Source organism: Streptomyces nymphaeiformis (genome assembly GCF_014203895.1).
Classification (GTDB): Bacteria; Actinomycetota; Actinomycetes; order Streptomycetales; family Streptomycetaceae; genus Streptomyces; species Streptomyces nymphaeiformis.
Map to the genome: position 1 here is coordinate 575180 of NZ_JACHJY010000001.1, position 21509 is coordinate 596688.

Here is a 21509-nt window from a genome sequence, read left to right on the forward strand (position 1 = left end):
GCTCACGGCCATGCCCGACATCTCACTGACCACCCTTGTCCTGCTCTGTCTCGCCGCCCTCGTGGCCGGCTGGATCGACGCCGTGGTGGGCGGTGGCGGGCTGCTCCAGCTGCCCGCCCTGCTGCTCGGTCTCCCGCACGTCCCCGCCGCGCACATCCTCGGCACCAACAAGGCCGTCTCGATCGTGGGCACCACCGGGGCCGCCGTCACCTACCTCCGCAAGGCGCCCGTGCCGGTGTGGACGGCGGTACGGGTCGGGCTCGCCGCGCTCCTCGGCTCCATGGCCGGCGCCTTCTTCGCGGCCGGGATCAGCAGCGAGGTCCTGCGCCCGGTGATCATGGTGGTGCTGCTCGCCGTCGCGGCCTTCGTGATGCTGCGGCCCTCCTTCGGCGTGCGGCCCGAGGGGGAGGAGCGGGCGCCGCTGACCCGGGCGCGGATCGTGACCGCGATCGTGGTCGTCGGCGGCGGGATCGGCTTCTACGACGGCCTGTTCGGGCCGGGCACCGGCACCTTCCTGGTCCTCGCGCTGACGGCCGTGCTCCACCTGGACCTGGTGACCGCCTCCGCCACCGCGAAGATCGTGAACGTCTGCACCAACGCGGGCGCGCTCGCGATGTTCGCGTACCAGGGCAGCGTGTACTGGCAGCTCGCGGCCGTCATGGCCGTGTTCAACCTCGTCGGCGGGACGATCGGGGCCCGGATGGCGCTGAGCAAGGGCGCCGAGTTCGTCCGCGGGGTGCTGCTCGTCGTGGTGCTCTCGCTGGTCGCGAAGCTGGCGTTCGACCAGTGGTCGTAAGGCCCTAACCCGCCGCGGACTTCGCCGCGGACCTCGCCACGGGCTTCACGCCGATCAGGTGGCCGAAGGCGACCACGTTCCCCTGGTAGCCGTTCTTCTTCGAGAAGCCGCCGCCGCAGGTGATCACCCGGATCTCGGCCCGGTCGGCCTCGTCGTACACCTTCCGGTCCGGGAAGTTCTTGTTGTCGTACACCTCGATCGCGTCGACCGTGAAGACGGCGGTCCGCCCGTCCTCCCGGTCCACCTCGATCCGGTGGCCCTTCTTGAGCGCGCCGAGCGTGTAGAAGACGGCGGGCCCGTCGGCGTTGTCGACGTGGCCCGCCACGATCGCGGTGCCCTTGGCGCCGGGCGTCGTGCCGTCCCCGTACCACCCGGCCATGTTCCGGTCCGAGGCAGGCGGCACGTCGAGCGCGCCGTTCTCCGCGAGGCCGAGCCGCATCATCGGGGCGTCCACGTCGGTCTCGGGGATGCGCAGCCGGACCGGCGGCGAGGGCGGCAGCGGGTCGGCGGCGGCGTCGGTGTGCACGCTCGGCCCGGCGGCGAAGGCCTGCGCGGCCGACGGCACGGGCGGGGTGACGTTCGCCGAGCCGTTGTGGACGAGCCAGAGTCCGACGCAGGCGGCCGCGGCTATGCCCCAGCCCTTGGTCCTGTTGCTCACCTGGGTTCCCTCGATCGCTTCGTGCGTGTGGCCCTGGGATGTGACCCTGCCCCCGCCGGGCCGTGTACGGGCACGCGGCGGGGGCAGGACAGGCGGTGGTCTCAGTGGCTCCGCGCGCCGCTCGCCCGGCGCCGCAGGAGCCAGACACCGCCGACGGCAGCCGCGGCCAGCACCGCCGCGCCCGCCGTGATCTGGGCGGTGTCGGGGCCGACACTGCCCCCGACACCGGTCTGGACGTGGCCGCTCGGCCCCCGGTGCTTGACCATCAGCTCACCCCGGGCGGTCTTGCCGTTGTCGCAGGCCACGCTGATCCCGTAGGAGCCGGCCTTGACGTGCTCCGGCACCTCGAACTGTCCGACCACGACCTCCTTGTGCGTGCTCGGGTTCAGCTGGAACTCGCCCGCGCCGAGCGAGTTCGCGTCCCCGACGCCGTGCCCGTGCTTGCCGCAGGCGAGCGTGTTCACGGTGACGGTCTCGCCCGGGGACGCGGACGACGGGAAGATCTCCAGCGACTCGTGGCTGCCGCTGTTCGAGTACGAGCTCTCGCTGTTCGAGTTCCAGTCTTCGTTGCCGGCGTACGCCGCGGGGGCGGCGAACGCCCCGATCGCGGCGACCGTCAGCGCGGTACCGGTGAACAGGCGGGCAGTGGTGCGCATGGGGGTCCTCCGGGGCGCGCGAGCGGTCATGCAGGCTGGTCCTCCCGGGAGGGACATCCCGGAGTCGGACCTTCTGAGACCGAGATAAGGGCCACGCCGCGCCCCCCGCCTCCTGATGAGGCATCAGGATTGCTCCGTCCGATACGGCGCGTCACCTGGATTCCGACCGTTTTTGCAGGTCAGAAGGGTGTGCGGGCCGTCATCTGACGGCCCGTGCCGAACGGGTGATCACGCGAGGGGCCGGGGCACCCGACGGTGCCCCGGCCCGTTGTCGGCGCGTCAGCCGCGGTCCGCCCCGCAGCCGGAGTCCGGCGGCAGGCAGCCGGTCGGCCGGCCGGTGGACCCCACCGCCGCGTGCCGACATCGCCGGCATTCGTGCAGGACCAGGACGAGGCGCTCCCCGGCGCAGCCCACGGCGGGCGAGGTGTACGTCCGGTGCGGCGTCGCCGCGGCGCACCTCGGGCAGTCGAGCATCCGCTCGTCACCGGCCGTCATCGCCCCGCCCTCCCGGCGCCGCCCCGGGTGCCGGACCCGAGGGCGGCGAGGGTGCCGAGGAGCAGCCACGCCTCCTCCGGGGTTCCCGCGTTCGTCGCGGGAGAGAGCACCAGGATGATGCCGAGGACGAGCGAGGCGAGGAACGCGGCGCTCTTGACCGGAAGGTCTACTCTGAGATCGACGAACACGGGATTCTCCCTTGTGCTTGGTCGGAAGGCCGCCCCTGCTCCTGCCGGATGCGAAGGGGCGGCCTCGGCCGTTTCTTCTACGGGTGCGGTCGGTCAGGTCACATGCGACGCCCTCCTCTCCGCCCGGCCGCCCGTCGCGGGCCGGCCCGATGCGTCGAGTGTGGAACCGCCCGGAAGGCCGGACAACGGCTGGAAGACACGCGTAGACCTACGCGGACGCGGGGTGACGCCCTCCGAGGTCTGTCAACTTCTGTGAAGCTGAAGGAAAATGACGGACCATCGGAGACGACTCGGGAACGTCCTGCGACGCGAAGGGCACCGCTCATGACCAACACGTCCTCCTCGCCGCCTCCGCACGGCCCGCAGGCCCGCTTCGCCGCCGAGCTGCGTGAGCTGCGTCGGCAGAACCTCACCAAGCCGACGCTGGACGCGCTCGGGCGGTCGATGGGGTGTGCCCGCAGCAACGTGTCGCTGATCCTGAGCGGCCGGCGCTTCCCCTCGTGGGAGCACATGTGCGCGCTCGTCGAGGCCCTCGGCGGGAACCCGGCCGACTGGCGGGACCGCTGGCTCGGCGCCCGGCGCGAGATCGAGGAGGCCGGCCGGGCGGGCGACGCCGGGCCGGCCGCCCCGCCGCCGCTCCTTCCGCCGGTCGCGTCCGTGCTCGCGGGCGGGGAGGCGTTGCCCGGGATCCACTGGTACAAGGACAACCGCGAGTTCTACGAGGCCGCGGCCGAGCGGGTGAGGGGCGCCGCTTCGGAGATCCGGGTCACGTACACCCGCCGCTACCCGCCCGACCAGACGAGTACGAACGCCTCCCGCGAGTACTTCAGGTCGGTCCTGGACTGGGCCGCCGCCGACAGCGAGGACGTGCGCGCCGTGCGCCGGATCATCGGGGTGCCCGAGCGGGAAGGGGTCCCGGACAAGGACGTGCTGGCCTGGGTCCGGCGGCATCACGAGGAGGCCGAGGGCATCCTCAACTACGAGGCCGCCGTGCTGCGGTGGACCGCTGCCGCCGACGGCCTCAACATGGCCCTGATCGACGACAGCGTGGCCTTCCTGGCCTTCTCCGGCGGTTCCCGGCAGCGGCTCGACGGCTTCAGCGTCGAGCACCCCAGGTTCATGGGCTACTTCGCCGCCTACTTCGACCAGCTCTGGGTCGCGCTCCCGTCGCTCGCCCACTACCTGGAGGAGCTCCCCGACGGGCGGAGCTGACCCCGGGGTCCGCTACGGCCGGATCTCGTCCCCCTCCACCGCCCCGTACGCCGCGAACACCCGCCCCATCAGCTCCTCGTCCACCGGGAACGTCACCTCGTCGATCGCCGTCACGGGGGCGATCGTCCGGGAGTTGGTCACGAACGCGGCCCGGAAGCCCGGCAGATCGGCCAGGGTGACCGGGCGGCGGGTCGAGTTCAGGCGCGGTTCCAGGAGGGCCATGGTGATGCCGGCGAGGCAGGGTGCCGACGGCCAGATCACCGAAGTGCCGTCCCAGAAGGCGATGTTGGTGACGGCTCCCTCGGAGATCTCGCCGTACGGGGAGGTCAGCAGGGCCTCGTCGTAGCCCGCCCGCCGGGCCGCCTCGCCGTGGTAGCGCTGGCCGAAGCCGCCCAGGTGCTTGATGTGCGGCGCGGGCCGCCAGTAGTCGACGGTGGTCAGGCGCTGCGGGGCGCCGGGGCCGTCCGGGGCCGGGTCGGCGACGGTCACGACGGTGCGGACGCCCGGGTAGACGTACACCCGGACCGAGGCGTCCCGCCGCCCGGCGTTCGCGAGGGCCCCGGCGACGAGCTCGCGGACCCGCTTGCCGTCCAGCTCCGTGCCGAAGAGCTCGCGGGTCGAGCGGTCGAGGCGGTCGAGGTGCAGGGCGAGGCCCTTCGTGCGCCCGTCCCGTACCTGCATCGCCGTGAAGTGGCCGTACCCGGTCAGGAGGGCGGCGAGGAGCCCCGGATCGGTCGCGGGGGCTCCGTCGATCTCGGTGTGCGGGGGAGGTGTCGTCATGCCCTCACCGTACGGCGCCCGCACGGCACTTGAGCCCGACGGGGCTTCGGGGATGCGCCTCTTGCCCTCGAGCGCATGCGCCTCTTGACCTCAAGCAAACTTGAGGTATCACGATCATCCGCATGCTGTTCCGACTGCTCGCACCCCGCCTCCGGCCCCACCGCCCCCTCCTCTTCCTCCTCGTCGCCCTCCAGCTCGTCCAGACCCTCGCCTCCCTCGCCCTGCCCACCCTCAACGCCGGCGTCATCGACGAGGGCGTCCTGCGCGGGGACACCGGTCGCGTCCTCAGCGGCGGCGCCGCCATGATCGCCGTCACCCTCCTCCAGGCCGCCGCGGCCGCCGCCGCCACCTACACCGGCGCCAAGGTCGCCATGGGCGTCGCCCGCGACCTGCGCTCCGAGGTGTTCCGCCGGGTCCAGGACTTCTCCGCCCGGGAACGCGGCCGCTTCGGCGCCGCGTCCCTCATCACCCGGACCACCAACGACGTCCAGCAGATCCAGACGTTCACCGTCCTCGTCCTCACCATGCTGGCCGCCGCCCCGCTGCTCTGCGCCGGCGGGCTCGTCATGGCCCTGCGCCAGGACGTGCCGCTCGCGCTCGTCCTGCTCCTCTTCGTGCCCGTGATGACCGGCGCGGTCGGCACCGTCGTCCTGCGCATGCGGCCCCTCTTCCGCGGCATGCAGGAGCGCGTCGACCGTGCCAACCGCGTGCTGCGCGAGCAGATCACCGGCGTCCGGGTCGTCCGCGCCTTCGTCCGCGACCGGCACGAGCGGGAGCGGTTCGCCGGAGCCAACGACGAACTCCTCACCGTCGGCCTCAAGGCCGGCCGGCTCCAGGCCCTCATGTTCCCCACGGTCCTGATCGTCTGGCAGCTGACGACCGTCGCCCTCGTGTACGTCGGCGCCCACCGCATCGACGCCGGAGCCCTGCAGCCCGGCGGCCTCGTCGCCTTCCTCGGCTACCTCCTCCAGACCTCCATGTCCGTGATGATGGTCCTCTTCCTCCTCATGCACATGCCGCGCGCCGAAGCCGGCGCCGAACGCGTCCGCGAAGTCCTCGACACCCGTGCCTCCGTCGCCCCGCCCGCCGACCCCGTCCGGACCCTCCCCGGCCCCGGCCGCCTCGACCTCGCCGGCGTCGGCTTCCGCTACCCGGGCGCCGAGGAGTCCGTCCTCCACGACGTCGGACTCGTCGCCCGCCCCGGCGAGACCACCGCCGTCATCGGCTCCACCGGCAGCGGCAAGTCGACGCTGCTCGGGCTCGTGCCCCGGCTCTTCGACGCCACCGACGGCGAGGTCCTCGTCGACGGCGTCGACGTCCGCGCGCTCGACCCCGCCCTGATGGCCAGGACCGTCGGACTCGTCCCCCAGAAGCCGTACCTCTTCTCCGGGACGGTGGCCACCAACCTCCGGTACGGGAAGCCGGACGCCACCGACGAGGAGCTCTGGCACGCCCTGGAGGTCGCCCAGGCCGCCGACTTCGTCCGCGCGCTCGACGACGGCCTCGACGCACCCGTCTCCCAGGGCGGCACCAACTTCTCCGGCGGCCAGCGCCAGCGCCTCGCCATCGCCCGCGTGCTCGTCGCCCGCCCCCGCCTCTACCTCTTCGACGACTCCTTCTCCGCCCTCGACCCCCGCACCGACGCCCGGCTCCGCACCGCCCTGCGCACGGAGACCGCCGACGCGACCGTCGTCATCGTCGCCCAGCGCGTCTCCACCATCCGGCACGCCGACCGGATCGTCGTCCTCGACCGCGGCCGCACCGTCGGCACCGGCACCCACACGTCCCTCATGCGGGACAACCCCACCTACCGGGAGATCGTCCTCTCCCAGCTCACCGAGGAGGAAGCCGCATGAGCACGGCGACCGCGACCCGCGCCCCGAGCCCCGCGAAGGCCCCCGCCCGCACCGGCCCGCCGCCGCAGCGCGGCCCCGGCCTCGCCACCCCCTCCCTCGAACGCTCCCTCTCCTTCCGCTCCTCCGGCCTCCGCCTGCTGCGCACCCTCGCCCCCGACCGGGCCCGGCTGCTCGCGGTCCTCGCCGCGGGCGCCGCCGCCGTCTCCCTCTCCGTCCTCGGCCCCCTCCTCCTCGGCCGCGCCACCGACCTCGTGATCACCGGAGCCGGCGGCCCCGCAGGCGTCGACTTCGCCGCCGTCGGCCGGATCCTCGCCCTGTCCGTGGTCGTCGTCACCGGCTCCTCCGCCCTCACCTGGGTCCAGCTGCGGATCGCCACCACCGTCGTCCAGCGGGCCGGGCACCGGCTCCGCGCACAGGCCCAGCGCAAACTCGCCAGGCTGCCCCTCACCTACCTCGACGGGCAGCCGCGCGGCGAGGTCCTCTCCCGCACCACCAACGACATCGACAACATCACCCAGACCCTCCAGCAGGCCTTCAGCCAGATGACGCGCGCCCTGCTCACCCTGGTCGGTGTCCTCCTGATGATGTTCTGGATCTCCCCGGTGCTCGCCCTCGTCGCCCTCGCCACCGTGCCCGTCTCGGTCGCCGTCGCCGCCTTCGTCGGCAAGCGCGCCCAGCCGCAGTTCGTGAAGCAGTGGGCCGTCACGGGCCGGCTCGGCAGCCACGTCGAGGAGATGATCACCGGTCACACCGAGGTCGTCGCCTTCGGCCGCCGCGCCGAGGCCGTGCGCCGCTTCGACGAGCTCGGCGAGGAGCTCTACCGGGCGAGCTTCCGCGCCCAGTTCGTCTCCGGCTTCATCCAGCCCGCCCTCACCTTCGTCGGCAACCTGAACTACGTGTTCGTCGCCGTCGTCGGCGGCCTGCGGGTGGCGAGCGGCACCCTGACCGTCGGCGACGTGCAGGCCTTCATCCAGTACTCGTACGACTTCAACGGCCCCATCACCCAGGTCGCCGCCATGGCCAACCTCCTCCAGTCCGGAGTGGCCTCCGCCGAGCGGGTCTTCGACCTCCTCGACGCCGAGGAGGAGTCTCCGGAACCGGCGGAGCCCCGCAGGCCCGCCGAACTGCGCGGCCGGGTCTCCTTCGAGGAGGTCGCCTTCCGCTACGAGGACGGCAGGCCGCTCATCGAGGACCTGTCGCTCACCGTGGAGCCGGGACGGACCGTCGCCATCGTCGGCCCCACCGGCGCCGGCAAGACGACCCTCGTCAACCTGCTGATGCGGTTCCACGAGGTGACGGGCGGCCGGATCACCCTCGACGGCGTCGACACCGCCGCGATGACCCGCGAGGAGCTGCGCTCCGCCACCGGCATGGTCCTCCAGGACACCTGGCTCTTCGGCGGAACCATCGCCGACAACATCGCCTACGGAGTGCCCGGGGAGGTCTCCCGCGAGCGGATCGTCGCCGCCGCGAAGGCCGCCCACGCCGACCGCTTCGTCCGCACCCTGCCCGCCGGCTACGACACCGTCCTCGACGAGGACGGCGGCGGCCTCAGCGCCGGCGAGAAGCAGCTGGTCACCCTCGCCCGCGCCTTCCTCTCCGACCCGGTGATCCTCGTCCTCGACGAGGCCACCAGCTCCGTCGACACCCGCACCGAACTCCTCGTCCAGCAGGCCATGACCTCCCTGCGCGCCGGCCGCACCAGCTTCGTCGTCGCCCACCGGCTCTCCACGATCCGGGACGCCGACACGATCCTGGTGATGGAGAACGGCTCGATCGCCGAGCAGGGCGGCCACGAGGAGCTGCTCGCCGCCGGCGGCGCCTACGCCCGGCTGCACGCGGCGCAGTTCGCCCGTACGGTGGAGACGTGATCGTCACCGTCCGCACCACCACCGACGCGCGCGCCAAGGCCGACGCCCTGGCGCGCGGCGCCGTCGAGGCCCGGCTCGCCGCCTGCGCGCAGGTCAAGGGGCCCGTCACCTCCGTCTACCACTGGCACGGGGCGATCGAGACGGCCGAGGAGTGGCAGGTGGAGTTCAAGACCACCGAGGCCCGCTACCAGGCCCTGGAGGCGCACCTCCTCGCCGCCCACGACTACGAGACGCCCGAGATCCTCGCCACCCGGGCGGCCCGCGTCGGCGAGGGGTACGCCCGCTGGGTCGAGGAGGAGACCACGGGGGCCGCCGAGGTCGAGGCCCCGGTGGGCGACGAGCGGCCGTTCTTCGTGTACGGGACGCTGCGCCCCGGCGCGTACAACCACGACCGGTTCCTCGCCGGCCGGATCGGCACCGAGGCGGACGCCGTGCTGCACGGGGCGGTCCTGCACGACGGGCCCGGCTATCCGTACGTCGTCCCGGCGGCCGACGGCAAGGTGGTCGGCACGCTCCTCACGCCCTCGCCCGGCGACTACAGCGACCTGTTCGGACTGCTCGACCGCCTGGAGCTGCCCGTCGGCTACGAGCGGGTGGCGATGGACGTCGTACGGGTACGGGACGGGGCGCGGGTGTCCGCCTGGGTGTTCCTGGCGGCCCCGGACGCGCCCCTCGGCCCGGTCATCGAGAGCGGCGACTGGTTCATGCGTCCGTAGGGCGCGTCTCGGGGAGCGTCTCCAGGCGCACCGCGCACACCTTGAACTCGGGCATCCGCGAGACCGGGTCGAGCGCCGGGTTCACCAGCGTGTTCGCCCGCCCCTCCCCGTACCAGTGGAAGGGCATGAAGACGGTGTCCGGACGGATCGACGCCGTGATCCGCGCCGGGGCGACGGCCCGCCCGCGCCGCGACACCACCGCGAGCTCCTCGCCCTCGGCGACCCCGAGCCGCTCGGCGAGCCGGGGGTGGAGCTCCACGAACGGGCCGGGCGCCGCCGCGTTCAGCTCGTCGACCCGCCGGGTCTGCGCCCCCGACTGGTACTGGGACACGACCCGGCCGGTGGTCAGGACGACCGGGTAGTCGGCGTCCGTCTCCTCGGCCGCCGCCCGGTGCACCACCGGCACGAACCGGGCCCGCCCGTCCGCCGTCGCGAACCGGTCGAGGAAGAGGCGCGGGGTGCCCGCGTGCTCCTCGTCCGGGCACGGCCAGAACACGCCCTTCTCCTCCTCGATACGGCGGTAGCTGATGCCCGCGTAGTCGGCGGGCCCGCCCGCCGAGGCGCGGCGCAGCTCCTCGAAGACCTCCTCCGGGTCGGCCGGGAAGCCCTTCTCCCAGCCGAGCAGCCCGGCCAGCGCGTGCAGCACCTCCAGGTCGCTGCGCACGCCCGGCGGCGGGGTGAGGGCGCGGCGGCGCAGCAGCACCCTGCCCTCCAGGTTGGTCATGGTGCCGGTCTCCTCCGCCCACTGGGTCACGGGCAGGACGACGTCGGCGAGCGCGGCGGTCTCGGAGAGCACGACGTCGGCGACGGCGAGGAAGTCGAGCGACCGCAGCCGCTCCTCGACGTGCGCGGCGCGCGGGGCGGAGACCACCGGGTTGGAGCCCATGAGGAGCAGGGCTTTGACGTCCTGGCCGAGGGCGTCGAGGAGTTCGTACGCGCTGCGGCCCGGCCCCGGCAGCGACTCCGGCGCCACGCCCCACACCCCGGCGACGTGTTCCCGCGCGGCCGGGTCGTCGAGCTTGCGGTAGCCGGGCAGCTGGTCGGCCTTCTGGCCGTGCTCGCGGCCGCCCTGGCCGTTGCCCTGGCCGGTGAGGCAGCCGTAGCCGCTCAGCGGCCGGCCCGCCCTGCCGGTGGCGAGGCACAGGTTGATCCAGGCGCCCACGGTGTCGGTGCCCTTGGACTGCTGCTCGGGCCCGCGGGCGGTCAGCACCATGGAGCTGTCGGCGTCGCAGAACAGCGCGACGGCCTCCCGCAGCCGGGGCACGGACACGCCGGTGATCCGCTCGACCTGCTCGGGCCAGTGGGACATGGCCCCGGCGCGGGCCTCCGCCCAGCCGTCGGTGCGGGTGGCGACGAACTCCTCGTCCACCCGCCCCTCGGCCACCACCAGGTGCAGCAGGCCGAGGGCGAGCGCGAGGTCGGTGCCGGGGCGCGGCGCGAGGTGCAGATCGGCCTGCTCGGCGGTGCGGGTGCGGCGCGGGTCGACGACGATCAGCTTCCCGCCGTTCTCCTTCAGCTCCGTGAGGTAGCGCAGGGCGGGCGGCATGGTCTCGGCGAGGTTGGAGCCGACGAGGATCACGCAGCCGGTCCTCGGGACGTCCTCCAGAGGGAAGGGGAGTCCCCGGTCGAGGCCGAAGGCCCGCTGGTGGGCGGCCGCGGCGGAGGACATGCAGAAGCGGCCGTTGTAGTCGATCTGCGAGGTGCCGAGGACGACCCGGGCGAACTTGCCGAGCGTGTACGCCTTCTCGTTGGTGAGACCGCCGCCGCCGAAGACACCCACGGCATCGGGACCGTGGTCGGCACGGGTCCGGCGCAGCCCGTCGGCGACGGCGGCGAGTGCCTCCTCCCAGGACGCGGGCTCCAGGGCCCCCGTGTCAGGGCGTCGGACGAGGGGCCCGGTGAGCCGGACCCGGGAGGAGAGTACGGAGGGGGCGGTACGGCCCTTGCCGCACAGCGCGCCCCGGTTGACGGGGAAGTCGGTCCGCTCGACCACCTCGGCGGGCAGCTCCGGGGCGCCGGTGGGGCGGAGCGACATGCCGCACTGCAGGGCGCAGTAGGGGCAGTGGGTGGGGACGGTGGCGACGTCGGACATGCGGCCAGCATGGGTCGGACGTGTTACGCGGGGCGGCGCGCAGTATTACGGGCGGGGTGCGAGGCCCTCCGCCGGGCGGGCGCGGCCGGGTGAGGGGCGCTTCGGCGGGCGGCGGCGGCCGAGGCGGGGCGCGCCGGGGTGAGGCCTGCCTCCTCGGTGCCCCCGGCAGGCCGAGGCGAGGCTTTCGCGCGCCCGGCGAGGACGGGCCCTCTCAGCGCGTCCCGGCGGCCGACGCCAGTGCCTCGGTGACGCCCTTCTCCTTCGGGCCCAGGAAGCGCGGGTCGGGGCGCAGGCCGGCGTCGAGGGCGGCCTTGCCCGCCGCGAAGAGCTCGCGGGTGGTGCCGTAGTACCAGGTCCGGTCGTGGGGTTCGGCGACCCCGACGCCGTACGCGTCGACGCCGGCGCGGTCGCACAGGGCGACGGCCCGCTTGATGTGGAAGTCCTGGGTGACGAGGACGGCCCGGTCGACGCCGAAGACCTTCCGGGCGCGGACGCAGGAGTCCCAGGTGTCGAAGCCCGCGTAGTCGCTGACGATCCGGCCGTCCGGCACCCCGCGCGCGGTCAGGTAGGCGCGCATGGCGCTCGGCTCGTCGTACGCGGTCCGGCTGTTGTCGCCGGTGACGAGGAGGACCCGGACCTTGCCCGCGCGGTACAGCTCGGCGGCGGTGTCGAGCCGGTGCGCGAGGTACGGGGTGGGGCGCCCGTTCCACAGGCCGGCGCCGAAGACGACGGCGACGTCCCGGGCGGGCACGTCGGCGACGGTACGGAGCTTCCCGGCGGCGGCGGTCTGCATCCAGGTGGCCGGGGCGAGCGCGAGGACGGCGCCCAGCATCACGGCCTGGACGGTCCGGCGGCGGGCCCGGGTGGTGCGGGGGATCAACCGGGTGAGCCGTGCCGGCATGCGGGAACCTCCGTGGTGGGGCTGCGTTCTGTCACCCCGTCCGACGCGCTTCGGCGGCGTTCGGTTCGCCGGACGCGCCGCCTGTTCCGTACAACACACCCGCGAGGCCCATCCCGAGGAGCATGCCGAGCAGCTGCGCGGCGGCGAACGCGGGCACGGACGCGGGGGCGATGCCGGTGAAGGAGTCGGAGAAGGAGCGGCCGAGGGTGGCGGCCGGATTGGCGAAGGAGCCGGAGGAGGTGAACCAGATGGCCGCGCCGATGTATCCGGCGACGGCGACCGGGGCGAGACCGGGGCGGCCGATGTGCCGCAGGCCCTGCACGACGAGGACGAGTCCGGCGGTGGCGACGGCCTCCCCGAGGAGCAGGTGGAGGGAGGAGCGCGGCTCGGTGGCCCAGGCGCCGGGCGCCCGCCCGAACATCGCCTCGGCGAGGAGGGCGCCGGTGACGGCCCCGGCGAGCTGGGCGGCGATGTAGGCGAGGACGTCGCGCCCCTTGCCCTCGTGGCGCCGGGACCACCACTCGGAGAGCGTGACGACGGGGTTGAAGTGGGCGCCGGAGAGCGGGCCGATGAGGGCGATCAGCAGGCCGAGCCCGAGGGCGGACGCGGCGGCGTTGGCGAGCAGCCGGACGCCGATGTCCTGGCTCAGGGAGTCGGCGCGGATGCCGGAGCCGACGACGACGGCGACGAGGGAGGCGGTGCCGATGAACTCGGCTGCGGCGCGCCGGGGGAGCGCGGGCGGGGACATTCTCATAACGGAAAAGATATTCCGTGATTCGGAAGGAAAAAAGAGGGGAGGGGAGGGGCGGGACTCTCGTACGATCCGCTTTCATGATCACTGACGACGAGGTCCTCGCGGCCGCGGTCCGCAACAACGCCGAGTGGTGCCAGAGCATGTGCCGGGCCCACGGCCTGACCGGCGCCTTCGGCCCCCGCGCCTGGACGAGCACGGCCCGCACCCCGCTCTACTACCCGGACGCGGTGACGCTGACGGAGGAGGCGGGGGCGGGGGACGTCGTGACGGGCATCGACCGCACGACGGCCGGGGCCTCGGTCAAGGACAGCTACGCGCGCGTGGACCTGACGTCGGAGGGCTTCCGGCTCCTCTTCGAGGCGCGTTGGATCGCCCGCCCGGCCGGCCTCCCGACCCCTGCCGCTCCCGGCGACTGGCGCCCGGTGCGCACCCCGGAGGAACTCGCGGCCTGGGCCCTGGCCTGGAGCGGCGACGACGCCGAGGACGCGGCGCTCTTCCGCCCCGAACTCCTCGCGGACCCGGCGACGACGATCGTCGCGGGATACGGGGACGACGGCCGGATCATCGGCGGCGGGGTCCTCAGCGCGAGCGCCCGCGTCACGGGCGTCTCCAACCTGTTCGCCGCCGGCGACATGGACCCGTCCGCCGCGTGGGCGGGCGTCCTCGCCTCGGTCCCCGCGGACCGGCCGGTCGTCGGCTACGAGTCGGGCGACGACCTGCCGCCGGCCCGCGCGGCGGGCTTCGGGGAGCTGGGCCCCCTGCGCGTATGGCTGGGCGCGTAGGGCCTCACGCCGCCACGGGCGCGAACCGGTGCAGCTCGTCGTTCCCGGGCTGGACGACGCCGTAGCTGTTCTCCGGCACCTCGTTCCAGGCCCCGGGCAGGTCGCCGAGGGGTTCGGAGACGATGAGACGGGTCTCCCCCGACACGTGCTGCAGGAACCCGAGGTCCGGGTGGAGCCGGCGCAGGGCGTCCACCCGGCTGCTGTAGAACAGCGAACGGGAGGCCTGCGCGGTGGAGTAGCGGAAGGCCCAGACGCGCTCGCCGTCGGTGAGGGCGAGCGTCATCTGCAGGGGGAACTCCACCCCGTGCTCCCGGCCGATCCGCTCCACCACGCCCGCCATCGTGGCGACGGCGGCGGGCGGGTCCCGCTCCAGGCCGAAGGTGAGGGCCAGGTAGAACATCACCTCGGAGTCCGTCGTGCCCTCGATGTCGGAGTACAGCCCGGGGTCGACGAGCAGGGTGAGCTCACGGCGCATGAGGGGGAACCCGGCGATGGCGCCGTTGTGCATGAACATCCAGCGTCCGTGCCGGAACGGGTGGCAGTTCGACTGCTGCACGGCCGTCCCGGTCGACGCCCGGATGTGGGCGAAGAACAGCGGCGACCGCACGTGGTCGGCGAGCTCCCGCAGGTTGCGGTTGTTCCAGGCGGGGCCGACGTCCCGCAGCAGCGCCGGGGTGTCGTTGTGCGCCGAGTACCAGCCGACGCCGAACCCGTCGCCGTTGGTGGTCTCGACGCCCAGCTTCGAGTGCAGGCTCTGGTCGATCAGGGAGTGGGCCGGCTTGTAGAGGATGGTGTCCAGCAGCACCGGCGTTCCCCAGTACGCGAGCCATCGGCACATACGCGATCACCTGGGTCCCTCCGCCGGATCCGCGGGCGCCGTCGCGCCCCGTCCGGCCCTCCCATTCTCGGCTCCCTCCGGGCGGGGTGCCACCGGCACGCGCGCGGTACGGCCGGCGTGAGGGGGGCGCCCACGACACGTCACGCGCCGGAAACGGCCAGGCAATGCGGCCCCGCCACGATCGGCGCATGACGGAGCCGGACAGCGCGTTCGCCCCCGCCGCGGGACTGCTCGACAGGATCGTCGGACAGCTCGCGGCGCGACTGGCCGAGGTGCGTCCGTACGGCCGCCGGCAGCAGAAGTACGAGAAACCCGAACAGCACGAGAAGTCCGACGAGGAGGCCCACCGCCCATGACCGACGCCCCCACCCTCGTCGCCGTGGGCCACGGCAGTCGTGATCCGCGGGCCCGGGCCACCCTCGCCCGGCTCCTCGACCGGGTCCGGGAGCTGCGGCCGGGGCTCGACGTGCGGCTCGCGCACATCGAGATCGACAGCCCCCGCGTCGGCGACGTGCTCGCCGCCGTCGACGGGGACGTCGTCCTCGTCCCCCTCCTCCTCGCCCCCGGCCACCACGTCACCCACGACCTGCCGGCCGCCGCGGCGGCCGTCGGCGCCCGCGTCGCCGAACCCCTCGGCGCCCATCCCCTCCTCGTCGAGGCCCTGGTCGACCGGCTCGTCCAGGCCGGCTGGAGCGAGGACGAAGGCGACGGCGTCGTCCTCGCCTCCGCCGGGTCCCGCGACCCCCGCTCCCGCGCCGTGATCCGGGAGATCGCCGCCCTCCTCGGCGAGCGTCTCGGCGGAGTGCCCGTCGTCCCCGCGTACGCCTCCGCCGCCGCCCCCACCGTCCCCGACGCCGTCCGCGCCCTCGAAGCCCGCGGCCGCCGCGTCGCCGTCGCGTCCTGCTTCACCGCCCCCGGCCTCTTCGCGGCCCGCGCCGCCGCCGACGCCCCCTGGATCGCCTCGGACCCGCTGGGCGCCCACCCGGCCCTCGCCCGGCTGGTCCTCCACCGGTATGACACCGCCCGCGTGAGGGAACTCGCCACCGTCTGAGCTCTTCTGTCGGTCCCTCCGGTTACCTTCGACGCATGGCAGGCATCGAGGACACCAAGGACAGCGCAGACATCACCGACACCCCCGGCTACGACGAGACCGCGACCGCGCGCTGGGCCGCCGAGCCCGACAAGCGCCCCGGCCGCACCGCCTTCCAGCGCGACCGCGCCCGCGTGCTGCACTCCGCCGCGCTCCGCAGGCTCGCCGGCAAGACCCAGGTCGTCACGCCCGGCACGCGCAGCCAGGCCTGGGACGCCAGCCCCCGCACCCGGCTCACGCACTCCCTGGAGTGCGCCCAGGTGGGGCGGGAGCTGGGCGCCGCCCTCGGCTGCGATCCCGATCTCGTCGAGGCCGCCTGCCTCTCCCACGACATGGGCCACCCGCCGTTCGGGCACAACGGCGAGCAGGCGCTGAACGACGTCGCGAAGGACTGCGGCGGCTTCGAGGGGAACGCCCAGTCGCTCCGCCTCCTCACCCGCATCGAGCCCAAGCGCTTCGTCAAGGACGAGGAGGGCGAGCTCGTCAGCGTCGGCCTCAACCTCACCCGCGCCGCCCTCGACGCCGCCACCAAGTACCCGTGGCCGCGCGGCGGTCACCCCGAGGACCCCGGCTCGCCCAAGTTCGGCGTGTACGAGGACGACCTGCCGGTCTTCGAGTGGATCCGGCAGGGCGCCCCGGCCCACCGCAAGTGCTTCGAGGCGCAGGTCATGGACTGGTCGGACGACGTGGCGTACTCGGTGCACGACTTCGAGGACGGGCTGCACGCCGGGCACATCGACCCGAACATGCTCTTCGCGGAGCCCGAGCGCGCCGACATCGCGGCCGTCGCCATCGGCCGCTACGTACCGGAGGACACCGATCCGCAGGAGCTCGCCGAGGCCCTCGACCGGCTCGTCGACCAGGAGTGGTGGCCGCACGGCTACGACGGCTCGGCCGTCGCCCAGGCCCGCCTCAAGGACGCCACGAGCCAGCTCATCGGCCGCTTCTGCCTCGCCGCCGAGGGCGCGACCCGGGAGCGGTACGGATCGGGCCGTCTGAGCCGGTACGGCGCCGAGCTCGTCGTCCCCCGCGCCACCCGCAACGAGTGCGCGGTCCTCAAGGCCGTCGCCGACCGGTACGTGATGCAGCGCGCCGAGCAGGAGGCGCTCCGCGCCGACCAGCGGATCGTCGTCGCCGAGCTCGCCGAGGCGCTCGTCACCCGCGCCCCCGACGGACTCGAACCCCAGTTCCGGGCCGCGTTCGACACGGCCCGCGACGACCGGGCCCGCAAGCGCGTCATCGTCGACCAGATCGCCAACCTCACCGACGCCTCCGCCCGGGCCCTCCACGCCCGCCTGCGCGCGCCCCGCTAGGGCCGACGGCCCTCTTCCGCCGCCTCCCTCCGTACGGGACCCTCGCAGGCACGGCCCGGGGAGGTACGACGGGACGAACGCCCGGGGGCGTAGGTTGGAACCGGTCGCAAAGAGGAGGAATCGACGTGGTCGACGCAGATCAGACCTTTGTCATCGTCGGCGGAGGCCTGGCAGGGGCCAAGGCGGCGGAGACCCTGCGCGAGGAGGGGTTCAACGGCCGGGTGATCCTCATCGGCGACGAACGCGAGCACCCTTACGAGCGCCCGCCCCTCTCCAAGGGCTTCCTGACCGGCAAGGAGGAGCGCGACTCCGTCTTCGTGCACGAGGCCGCCTGGTACGCCCAGCACGACGTCGAGCTCCACCGCGGCCAGACCGTCACGGCCGTCGACCGCGAGGCCCGCACCGTCCGCCTCGGCGACGGCACCGCCATCGCGTACGACAAGCTGCTCCTGGCCACCGGCGCCGAGCCGCGCCGCCTCGACATCCCCGGCACCGACCTCGCCGGCGTCCACCACCTGCGCCGGCTCGCCCACTCCGAGCGGCTCCGCCACGAGCTCAGGAAGCTCGGCCGCGACAACGGCCACCTGGTCATCGCGGGCGCCGGCTGGATCGGCCTGGAGGTCGCCTCCGCGGCCCGCCAGTACGGCGCCGAGGTCACCGTCGTCGAGGCCGACCCCACCCCGCTGCACCGGGTCCTCGGCCCCGAGCTCGGCCAGCTCTTCGCCGACCTGCACACCGACCACGGCGTCCGCTTCCACTTCGGGGCCCGGCTCACCGAGATCACCGGCCAGGACGGCATGGTCCTCGCCGTCCGCACCGACGACGGCGAGGAGCACCCCGCCCACGCCGTCCTGATCGCCATCGGCGCCGCCCCGCGCACCGCCCTCGCCGAGAACTCGGGCCTCGCCCTCGTCGACCGGGCCGACGGCGGCGGCGTCGCCGTCGACGAGTCCCTGCGCACCTCCGACCCCGACGTCTTCGCCGCCGGCGACATCGCCGCCGTCCAGCACCCGCTCCTGCACACCCGGCTCCGCGTCGAGCACTGGGCCAACGCCCTCAACGGCGGCCCGGCCGCCGCCCGCGCCATGCTCGGGCAGCGCGTCTCGTACGACCGGGTGCCCTACTTCTTCACCGACCAGTACGACCTGGGCATGGAGTACTCGGGCTGGGCGCCGCCCGGCGCGTACGACCAGGTCGTGGTCCGCGGCGACACCGGCAAGCGCGAGTTCATCGCCTTCTGGCTCAAGGAGGGCCGGGTCCTCGCCGGGATGAACGTGAATGTGTGGGACGTCACAGAGCCCATCCAGAACCTCATCCGCGCCCGTACGCCCGTGGACCCGGAGGCCCTCGCCGACCCCTCCGTACCCCTGGAGAGCCTGATCTGATCGGTCCGGTTCACCCGGCCCCACATCCTCCGGGGGGCGACCCCCGGACCCCCGTACACTTCATGCGTGGCAGGCAGGATCAACGATGACGACGTGAAGGCGGTACGGGACGCGGTCCCGATCGACGCCGTCGTGTCCGAGTACCTCCAGCTGCGCAACGCGGGCGGCGGCAACCTCAAGGGCCTCTGCCCCTTCCACGACGAGAAGTCGCCCTCCTTCCAGGTCAGCCCCAGCAAGGGACTCTTCCACTGCTTCGGCTGCCAGGAAGGCGGCGACACCATCGCCTTCGTGATGAAGATCGACCACCTCTCCTTCTCGGAGACGGTCGAGCGCCTCGCCGCGAAGGCGGGCATCACCCTGCGGTACGAGGAAGGCGGCTACAACCCGGGCCACCAGCGCGGGGAGCGCATCCGCCTGATCGAGGCGCACAAGGTCGCCGCCCAGTTCTACGCCGACCAACTCGGCTCGCCCGAGGCCGAGATCGGCCGGAAGTTCCTCGCCGAGCGCGGCTTCGACCAGGCCGCCGCCGAGCACTTCGGCGTCGGCTACTCCCCGGCCGGCTGGGACCACCTCACCCGCTTCCTGCGCGGCAAGGGCTTCTCCGACAAGGAGCTGATCCTCTCCGGCCTCTCCCAGGACGGCCGCCGCGGCCCCATCGACCGCTTCCGCGGCCGCCTCATGTGGCCGATCAAGGACGTCGGCGGCGAGATCGTCGGCTTCGGCGCGCGCAAGCTCCGCGACGACGACAACGGGCCCAAGTACCTCAACACCCCCGAGACGCCGATCTACAAGAAGTCCCAGGTGCTCTACGGCATCGACCTGGCGAAGAAGGACATCGCCAAGGTCAGCCGCGCCGTCGTCGTCGAGGGCTACACCGACGTCATGGCCTGCCACCTCGCCGGCGTCACCACCGCCATCGCCACCTGCGGCACCGCCTTCGGCGGCGACCACATCAAGATCCTCCGCCGGCTCCTCATGGACAACGGCTCGGCCCGCGTCATCTTCACCTTCGACGGCGACGCCGCCGGCCAGAAGGCCGCCCTGCGGGCCTTCGAGGACGACCAGAAGTTCGCCGCCGAGACGTACATCGCGATCGCCCCCGACGGCATGGACCCCTGTGAGCTCCGCCTCGCCAAGGGCGACGAGGCCGTCGCCGAACTCGTCCAGCCCCGCACCCCGCTCTTCGAGTTCGCGCTCCGCCAGATCGTGACCAGGTACGACCTGGAGACCCCGGCGGGACGCGCCGCCGCGCTCGACGAGGCCGCGCCGATCGTCGCGAAGATCAAGAACATCGCCTCGCAGCACGAGGTCGCCGTCCAGCTCGCCGGCATGCTCGGCATCCTCGACACCCAGTTCGTGGTCCGGCGGGTCGCCCAGATCGCCCGCTGGCAGCGGCAGGGCGGCGAGCGGGGCCCCGACCGCCGGCAGCCCCAGCGGACGTACGACACCCCCGCCCCGGCCGCCGCCCCCTCGGGCCCCGCGCTCAACCTGCGCAGCCCCGCCCACCGCACCGAGCGGGAGCTCCTCAAGCTCGCCCTCCAGCGCCCCGAACTGGTCTCCCCGGCCTTCGACGCCTACGGGACCGACGAGTTCACCGCCCCGCCCTACGCGGCCGTCCGGCAGTGCGTCCAGGACGCGGGCGGCGCCACCGGCGCCCCCTCCGACTACCTCGACGCCGTCCGCGAGGCCGCTCCCAACGACTCGGTCCGGTCCCTCGTCACCGAACTCGCCGTCGAGACGATCTTCGCCAAGACCGTCGACGAGGCCTACGCCGGCGACCAGCTCGTCACCGTCCGCCTCCGCGCCGTCGACCGGCGCATCCGCGACGTCCAGGGCACCCTCGCCCGGCTCGGCCCGAACGGCGACCCCGCGCAGCTCGCCGCCGTGCAGAACGAGCTGTGGGTCCTCACCCAGTACGGGCAGTCCCTGAGGAACAACGGCGCCGCCGCCCTCTGACCTACCCTCGGTCACAGGGCGGTCTCAAAAAGTCACCGCACGCCCCTCGTGGCGGCGATGTGTCGTACCCCACACTGGGTGACGGTGCCGTTCCGCCCCTCCTGGAGGTCGCCCGCCGTGCAGACCGAGATCCAGACCACCCGAACGGACGAGCAGGCCGAACTCCCCGAGATACCCGTCCAGCGCCGCCGCACCGGCGACCTCGGCGGCAACGGCCCCTCCTCCGACCTCTTCCGCCAGTACCTCCGCGAGATCGGCCGCATCCCGCTGCTCAGCGCCGAGGGGGAGGTGGAGCTCGCCCGCCGCGTCGAGGCGGGGCTCTTCGCCGAGGAGAAGCTCGCCAACACCCCCGATCTGGACACGCAGTTGGCGTACGACCTGGACCGGCTCGTCGTCCTCGGCCGGATCGCCAAGCGCAAGCTCATCGAGGCCAACCTCCGCCTCGTCGTCTCCGTCGCCAAACGGTACGTGGGCCGCGGCCTCACCATGCTCGACCTCGTCCAGGAGGGGAACCTCGGCCTCATCAGGGCCGTCGAGAAGTTCGACTACGCGCGCGGCTACAAGTTCTCCACGTACGCCACCTGGTGGATCCGCCAGGCGATGTCCCGGGCCCTCGCCGACCAGGCCCGGACCATCCGCGTCCCCGTGCACGTCGTCGAACTCATCAACCGGGTCATCCGCGTCCAGCGCCGCATGCTCCAGGAGCGCGGCTACGAGCCCACCGCCGAAGAGGTCGCCGCCCAGCTGGACCTGGCCCCCGAGCGCGTCGGCGAGGTCCTCCGCCTCGCCCAGGAACCGGTCTCCCTGCACGCCCCCGTCGGCGAGGAGGAGGACGTCGCCCTCGGCGACCTCATCGAGGACGGCGACGCCGCCTCGCCCGTCGAGTCCGCCGCCTTCCTGCTGCTCCGCCGCCACCTGGAGGACGTCCTCTCCACCCTCGGCGAGCGCGAACGGAAGGTCGTCCAGCTCCGCTACGGCCTGGACGACGGCAGGCCCCGCACCCTGGAGGAGATAGGCCGCATCTTCGGCGTGACGCGCGAACGCATCCGCCAGATCGAGTCCAAGACCCTCAACAAGCTGCGGGACCACGCCTACGCGGACCAGCTCAGGGGCTACCTGGACTGACGAGGGGGGTGCCCCGCCGGTCAGGCGGGACACCCCCCGGTTCGC

21 protein-coding genes are annotated in these 21509 nt (G+C 73.5%); 12 read left to right on the top strand and 9 right to left on the bottom strand.

Annotation, left to right across the window (positions count from 1 at the left end):
* Positions 1 to 10 precede the first annotated feature (10 nt).
* On the top strand, positions 11 to 796 hold the full coding sequence (locus GGE06_RS02490) for a sulfite exporter TauE/SafE family protein (RefSeq protein WP_116161112.1): 786 nt from the start codon (positions 11 to 13) through the stop codon (positions 794 to 796).
* A gap of 4 nt (positions 797 to 800) precedes the next feature.
* Here the strand turns inward: GGE06_RS02490 and GGE06_RS02495 are convergent, their stop codons facing one another.
* From GGE06_RS02495 to GGE06_RS02510, 4 genes are all read right to left on the bottom strand, one after another.
* Positions 801 to 1454 (bottom strand): class F sortase, encoded by a 654-nt coding sequence (locus tag GGE06_RS02495; RefSeq protein WP_184929919.1) that lies wholly within the window; start codon positions 1452 to 1454, stop codon positions 801 to 803.
* A gap of 101 nt (positions 1455 to 1555) precedes the next feature.
* Positions 1556 to 2110: a GVDTG sorting domain-containing protein gene (locus tag GGE06_RS02500; RefSeq protein WP_184929920.1), complete on the bottom strand. Its 555-nt coding sequence runs from the start codon at positions 2108 to 2110 to the stop codon at positions 1556 to 1558.
* Between the two features lie 279 nt (positions 2111 to 2389).
* Positions 2390 to 2605 (bottom strand): hypothetical protein, encoded by a 216-nt coding sequence (locus tag GGE06_RS02505; RefSeq protein WP_116161115.1) that lies wholly within the window; start codon positions 2603 to 2605, stop codon positions 2390 to 2392.
* Positions 2602 to 2793, bottom strand: a complete 192-nt coding sequence (locus GGE06_RS02510) for a hypothetical protein (protein ID WP_116161116.1) — start codon at positions 2791 to 2793, stop codon at positions 2602 to 2604. Before GGE06_RS02510 ends, GGE06_RS02505 begins: the two co-directional genes overlap by 4 nt.
* A 324-nt stretch (positions 2794 to 3117) precedes the next feature.
* On the opposite strand from GGE06_RS02510, the gene GGE06_RS02515 reads away from it, so the two are divergent.
* Positions 3118 to 4005, top strand: coding sequence for a helix-turn-helix domain-containing protein (locus GGE06_RS02515; RefSeq protein ID WP_116161117.1), 888 nt, complete (start codon positions 3118 to 3120; stop codon positions 4003 to 4005).
* A 12-nt stretch (positions 4006 to 4017) separates the two neighbouring features.
* Here the strand turns inward: GGE06_RS02515 and GGE06_RS02520 are convergent, their stop codons facing one another.
* Positions 4018 to 4785 carry an aminotransferase class IV gene (locus tag GGE06_RS02520; RefSeq protein WP_184929921.1) on the bottom strand — a complete coding sequence of 256 codons (768 nt, stop codon included), beginning with the start codon at positions 4783 to 4785 and terminating at the stop codon, positions 4018 to 4020.
* A gap of 122 nt (positions 4786 to 4907) precedes the next feature.
* On the opposite strand from GGE06_RS02520, the gene GGE06_RS02525 reads away from it, so the two are divergent.
* From GGE06_RS02525 to cutA, 3 genes are read left to right on the top strand one after another with little or no spacing between them, the layout of a single operon-like run.
* Positions 4908 to 6641: an ABC transporter ATP-binding protein gene (locus GGE06_RS02525; RefSeq protein ID WP_184929922.1), complete on the top strand. Its 1734-nt coding sequence runs from the start codon at positions 4908 to 4910 to the stop codon at positions 6639 to 6641.
* Positions 6638 to 8512 carry an ABC transporter ATP-binding protein gene (locus tag GGE06_RS02530; RefSeq protein ID WP_116161120.1) on the top strand — a complete coding sequence of 625 codons (1875 nt, stop codon included), beginning with the start codon at positions 6638 to 6640 and terminating at the stop codon, positions 8510 to 8512. Before GGE06_RS02525 ends, GGE06_RS02530 begins: the two co-directional genes overlap by 4 nt.
* The gene (gene cutA, locus GGE06_RS43620) at positions 8509 to 9228 is read left to right on the top strand and encodes a divalent cation tolerance protein CutA (RefSeq protein WP_116161121.1); all 720 of its coding nucleotides are present in this window, start codon (positions 8509 to 8511) and stop codon (positions 9226 to 9228) included. Before GGE06_RS02530 ends, cutA begins: the two co-directional genes overlap by 4 nt.
* Here cutA and GGE06_RS02540 read toward each other — a convergent pair.
* The 3 genes from GGE06_RS02540 to GGE06_RS02550 all read right to left on the bottom strand — a co-directional run bounded on the left by GGE06_RS02540 (position 9215) and on the right by GGE06_RS02550 (position 12975).
* On the bottom strand, positions 9215 to 11320 hold the full coding sequence (locus tag GGE06_RS02540) for a molybdopterin oxidoreductase family protein (protein WP_116161122.1): 2106 nt from the start codon (positions 11318 to 11320) through the stop codon (positions 9215 to 9217). The two genes, cutA and GGE06_RS02540, sit on opposite strands and share 14 nt — an antisense overlap.
* 211 nt (positions 11321 to 11531) lie before the next feature.
* Entirely contained in the window at positions 11532 to 12221 is a 690-nt protein-coding gene (locus GGE06_RS02545; RefSeq protein WP_116161123.1) for a SanA/YdcF family protein, read from the bottom strand.
* 31 nt (positions 12222 to 12252) lie between these two features.
* Complete coding sequence (locus tag GGE06_RS02550; RefSeq protein ID WP_116161124.1) at positions 12253 to 12975, bottom strand: aquaporin; 723 nt, start codon at positions 12973 to 12975, stop codon at positions 12253 to 12255.
* Positions 12976 to 13052: 77 nt separating this feature from the next.
* On the opposite strand from GGE06_RS02550, the gene GGE06_RS02555 reads away from it, so the two are divergent.
* Positions 13053 to 13757: a hypothetical protein gene (locus tag GGE06_RS02555; RefSeq protein ID WP_184929923.1), complete on the top strand. Its 705-nt coding sequence runs from the start codon at positions 13053 to 13055 to the stop codon at positions 13755 to 13757.
* Positions 13758 to 13761: 4 nt separating this feature from the next.
* Here the strand turns inward: GGE06_RS02555 and GGE06_RS02560 are convergent, their stop codons facing one another.
* A complete protein-coding gene (locus GGE06_RS02560) occupies positions 13762 to 14595 on the bottom strand; it encodes a class II glutamine amidotransferase (RefSeq protein ID WP_116161126.1) in 834 nt (277 codons plus the stop codon).
* Positions 14596 to 14783: 188 nt separating this feature from the next.
* Between GGE06_RS02560 and GGE06_RS02565 the strand changes: the two genes are divergently transcribed.
* From GGE06_RS02565 to GGE06_RS02590, 6 genes are all read left to right on the top strand, one after another.
* Positions 14784 to 14951 carry a hypothetical protein gene (locus tag GGE06_RS02565; protein WP_181924637.1) on the top strand — a complete coding sequence of 56 codons (168 nt, stop codon included), beginning with the start codon at positions 14784 to 14786 and terminating at the stop codon, positions 14949 to 14951.
* A complete protein-coding gene (locus GGE06_RS02570; protein ID WP_116161127.1) occupies positions 14948 to 15646 on the top strand; it encodes a sirohydrochlorin chelatase in 699 nt (232 codons plus the stop codon). The genes GGE06_RS02565 and GGE06_RS02570 overlap by 4 nt, the downstream gene beginning before the upstream one ends.
* Before the next feature lie 35 nt (positions 15647 to 15681).
* Positions 15682 to 16998, top strand: coding sequence for a deoxyguanosinetriphosphate triphosphohydrolase (locus tag GGE06_RS02575; RefSeq protein WP_116161128.1), 1317 nt, complete (start codon positions 15682 to 15684; stop codon positions 16996 to 16998).
* A 125-nt stretch (positions 16999 to 17123) separates the two neighbouring features.
* Positions 17124 to 18383 carry an NAD(P)/FAD-dependent oxidoreductase gene (locus GGE06_RS02580; RefSeq protein ID WP_184929924.1) on the top strand — a complete coding sequence of 420 codons (1260 nt, stop codon included), beginning with the start codon at positions 17124 to 17126 and terminating at the stop codon, positions 18381 to 18383.
* Positions 18384 to 18449: 66 nt separating this feature from the next.
* Entirely contained in the window at positions 18450 to 20339 is a 1890-nt protein-coding gene (gene dnaG / locus GGE06_RS02585) for a DNA primase (RefSeq protein ID WP_116161130.1), read from the top strand.
* Positions 20340 to 20456: 117 nt separating this feature from the next.
* The gene (locus tag GGE06_RS02590; RefSeq protein ID WP_376773490.1) at positions 20457 to 21464 is read left to right on the top strand and encodes an RNA polymerase sigma factor; all 1008 of its coding nucleotides are present in this window, start codon (positions 20457 to 20459) and stop codon (positions 21462 to 21464) included.
* The last annotated feature ends 45 nt before the right edge of the window (positions 21465 to 21509 follow it).

Excerpts from the sequence above, each read along its gene's own strand:
- GGE06_RS02490 (WP_116161112.1), top strand. The coding sequence starts at position 11 with ATGCCCGACATCTCACTGACCACCCTTGTCCTGCTCTGTCTCGCCGCC.
- GGE06_RS02500 (WP_184929920.1), bottom strand. The coding sequence starts at position 2,110 with ATGCGCACCACTGCCCGCCTGTTCACCGGTACCGCGCTGACGGTCGCC.
- GGE06_RS02505 (WP_116161115.1), bottom strand. The coding sequence starts at position 2,605 with ATGACGGCCGGTGACGAGCGGATGCTCGACTGCCCGAGGTGCGCCGCG.
- GGE06_RS02515 (WP_116161117.1), top strand. The coding sequence starts at position 3,118 with ATGACCAACACGTCCTCCTCGCCGCCTCCGCACGGCCCGCAGGCCCGC.
- GGE06_RS02520 (WP_184929921.1), bottom strand. The coding sequence starts at position 4,785 with ATGACGACACCTCCCCCGCACACCGAGATCGACGGAGCCCCCGCGACC.
- GGE06_RS02525 (WP_184929922.1), top strand. The coding sequence starts at position 4,908 with ATGCTGTTCCGACTGCTCGCACCCCGCCTCCGGCCCCACCGCCCCCTC.
- GGE06_RS02530 (WP_116161120.1), top strand. The coding sequence starts at position 6,638 with ATGAGCACGGCGACCGCGACCCGCGCCCCGAGCCCCGCGAAGGCCCCC.
- GGE06_RS02540 (WP_116161122.1), bottom strand. The coding sequence starts at position 11,320 with ATGTCCGACGTCGCCACCGTCCCCACCCACTGCCCCTACTGCGCCCTG.
- GGE06_RS02545 (WP_116161123.1), bottom strand. The coding sequence starts at position 12,221 with ATGCCGGCACGGCTCACCCGGTTGATCCCCCGCACCACCCGGGCCCGC.
- GGE06_RS02550 (WP_116161124.1), bottom strand. The coding sequence starts at position 12,975 with ATGAGAATGTCCCCGCCCGCGCTCCCCCGGCGCGCCGCAGCCGAGTTC.
- GGE06_RS02555 (WP_184929923.1), top strand. The coding sequence starts at position 13,053 with ATGATCACTGACGACGAGGTCCTCGCGGCCGCGGTCCGCAACAACGCC.
- GGE06_RS02560 (WP_116161126.1), bottom strand. The coding sequence starts at position 14,595 with ATGTGCCGATGGCTCGCGTACTGGGGAACGCCGGTGCTGCTGGACACC.
- GGE06_RS02565 (WP_181924637.1), top strand. The coding sequence starts at position 14,784 with ATGACGGAGCCGGACAGCGCGTTCGCCCCCGCCGCGGGACTGCTCGAC.
- GGE06_RS02570 (WP_116161127.1), top strand. The coding sequence starts at position 14,948 with ATGACCGACGCCCCCACCCTCGTCGCCGTGGGCCACGGCAGTCGTGAT.
- GGE06_RS02575 (WP_116161128.1), top strand. The coding sequence starts at position 15,682 with ATGGCAGGCATCGAGGACACCAAGGACAGCGCAGACATCACCGACACC.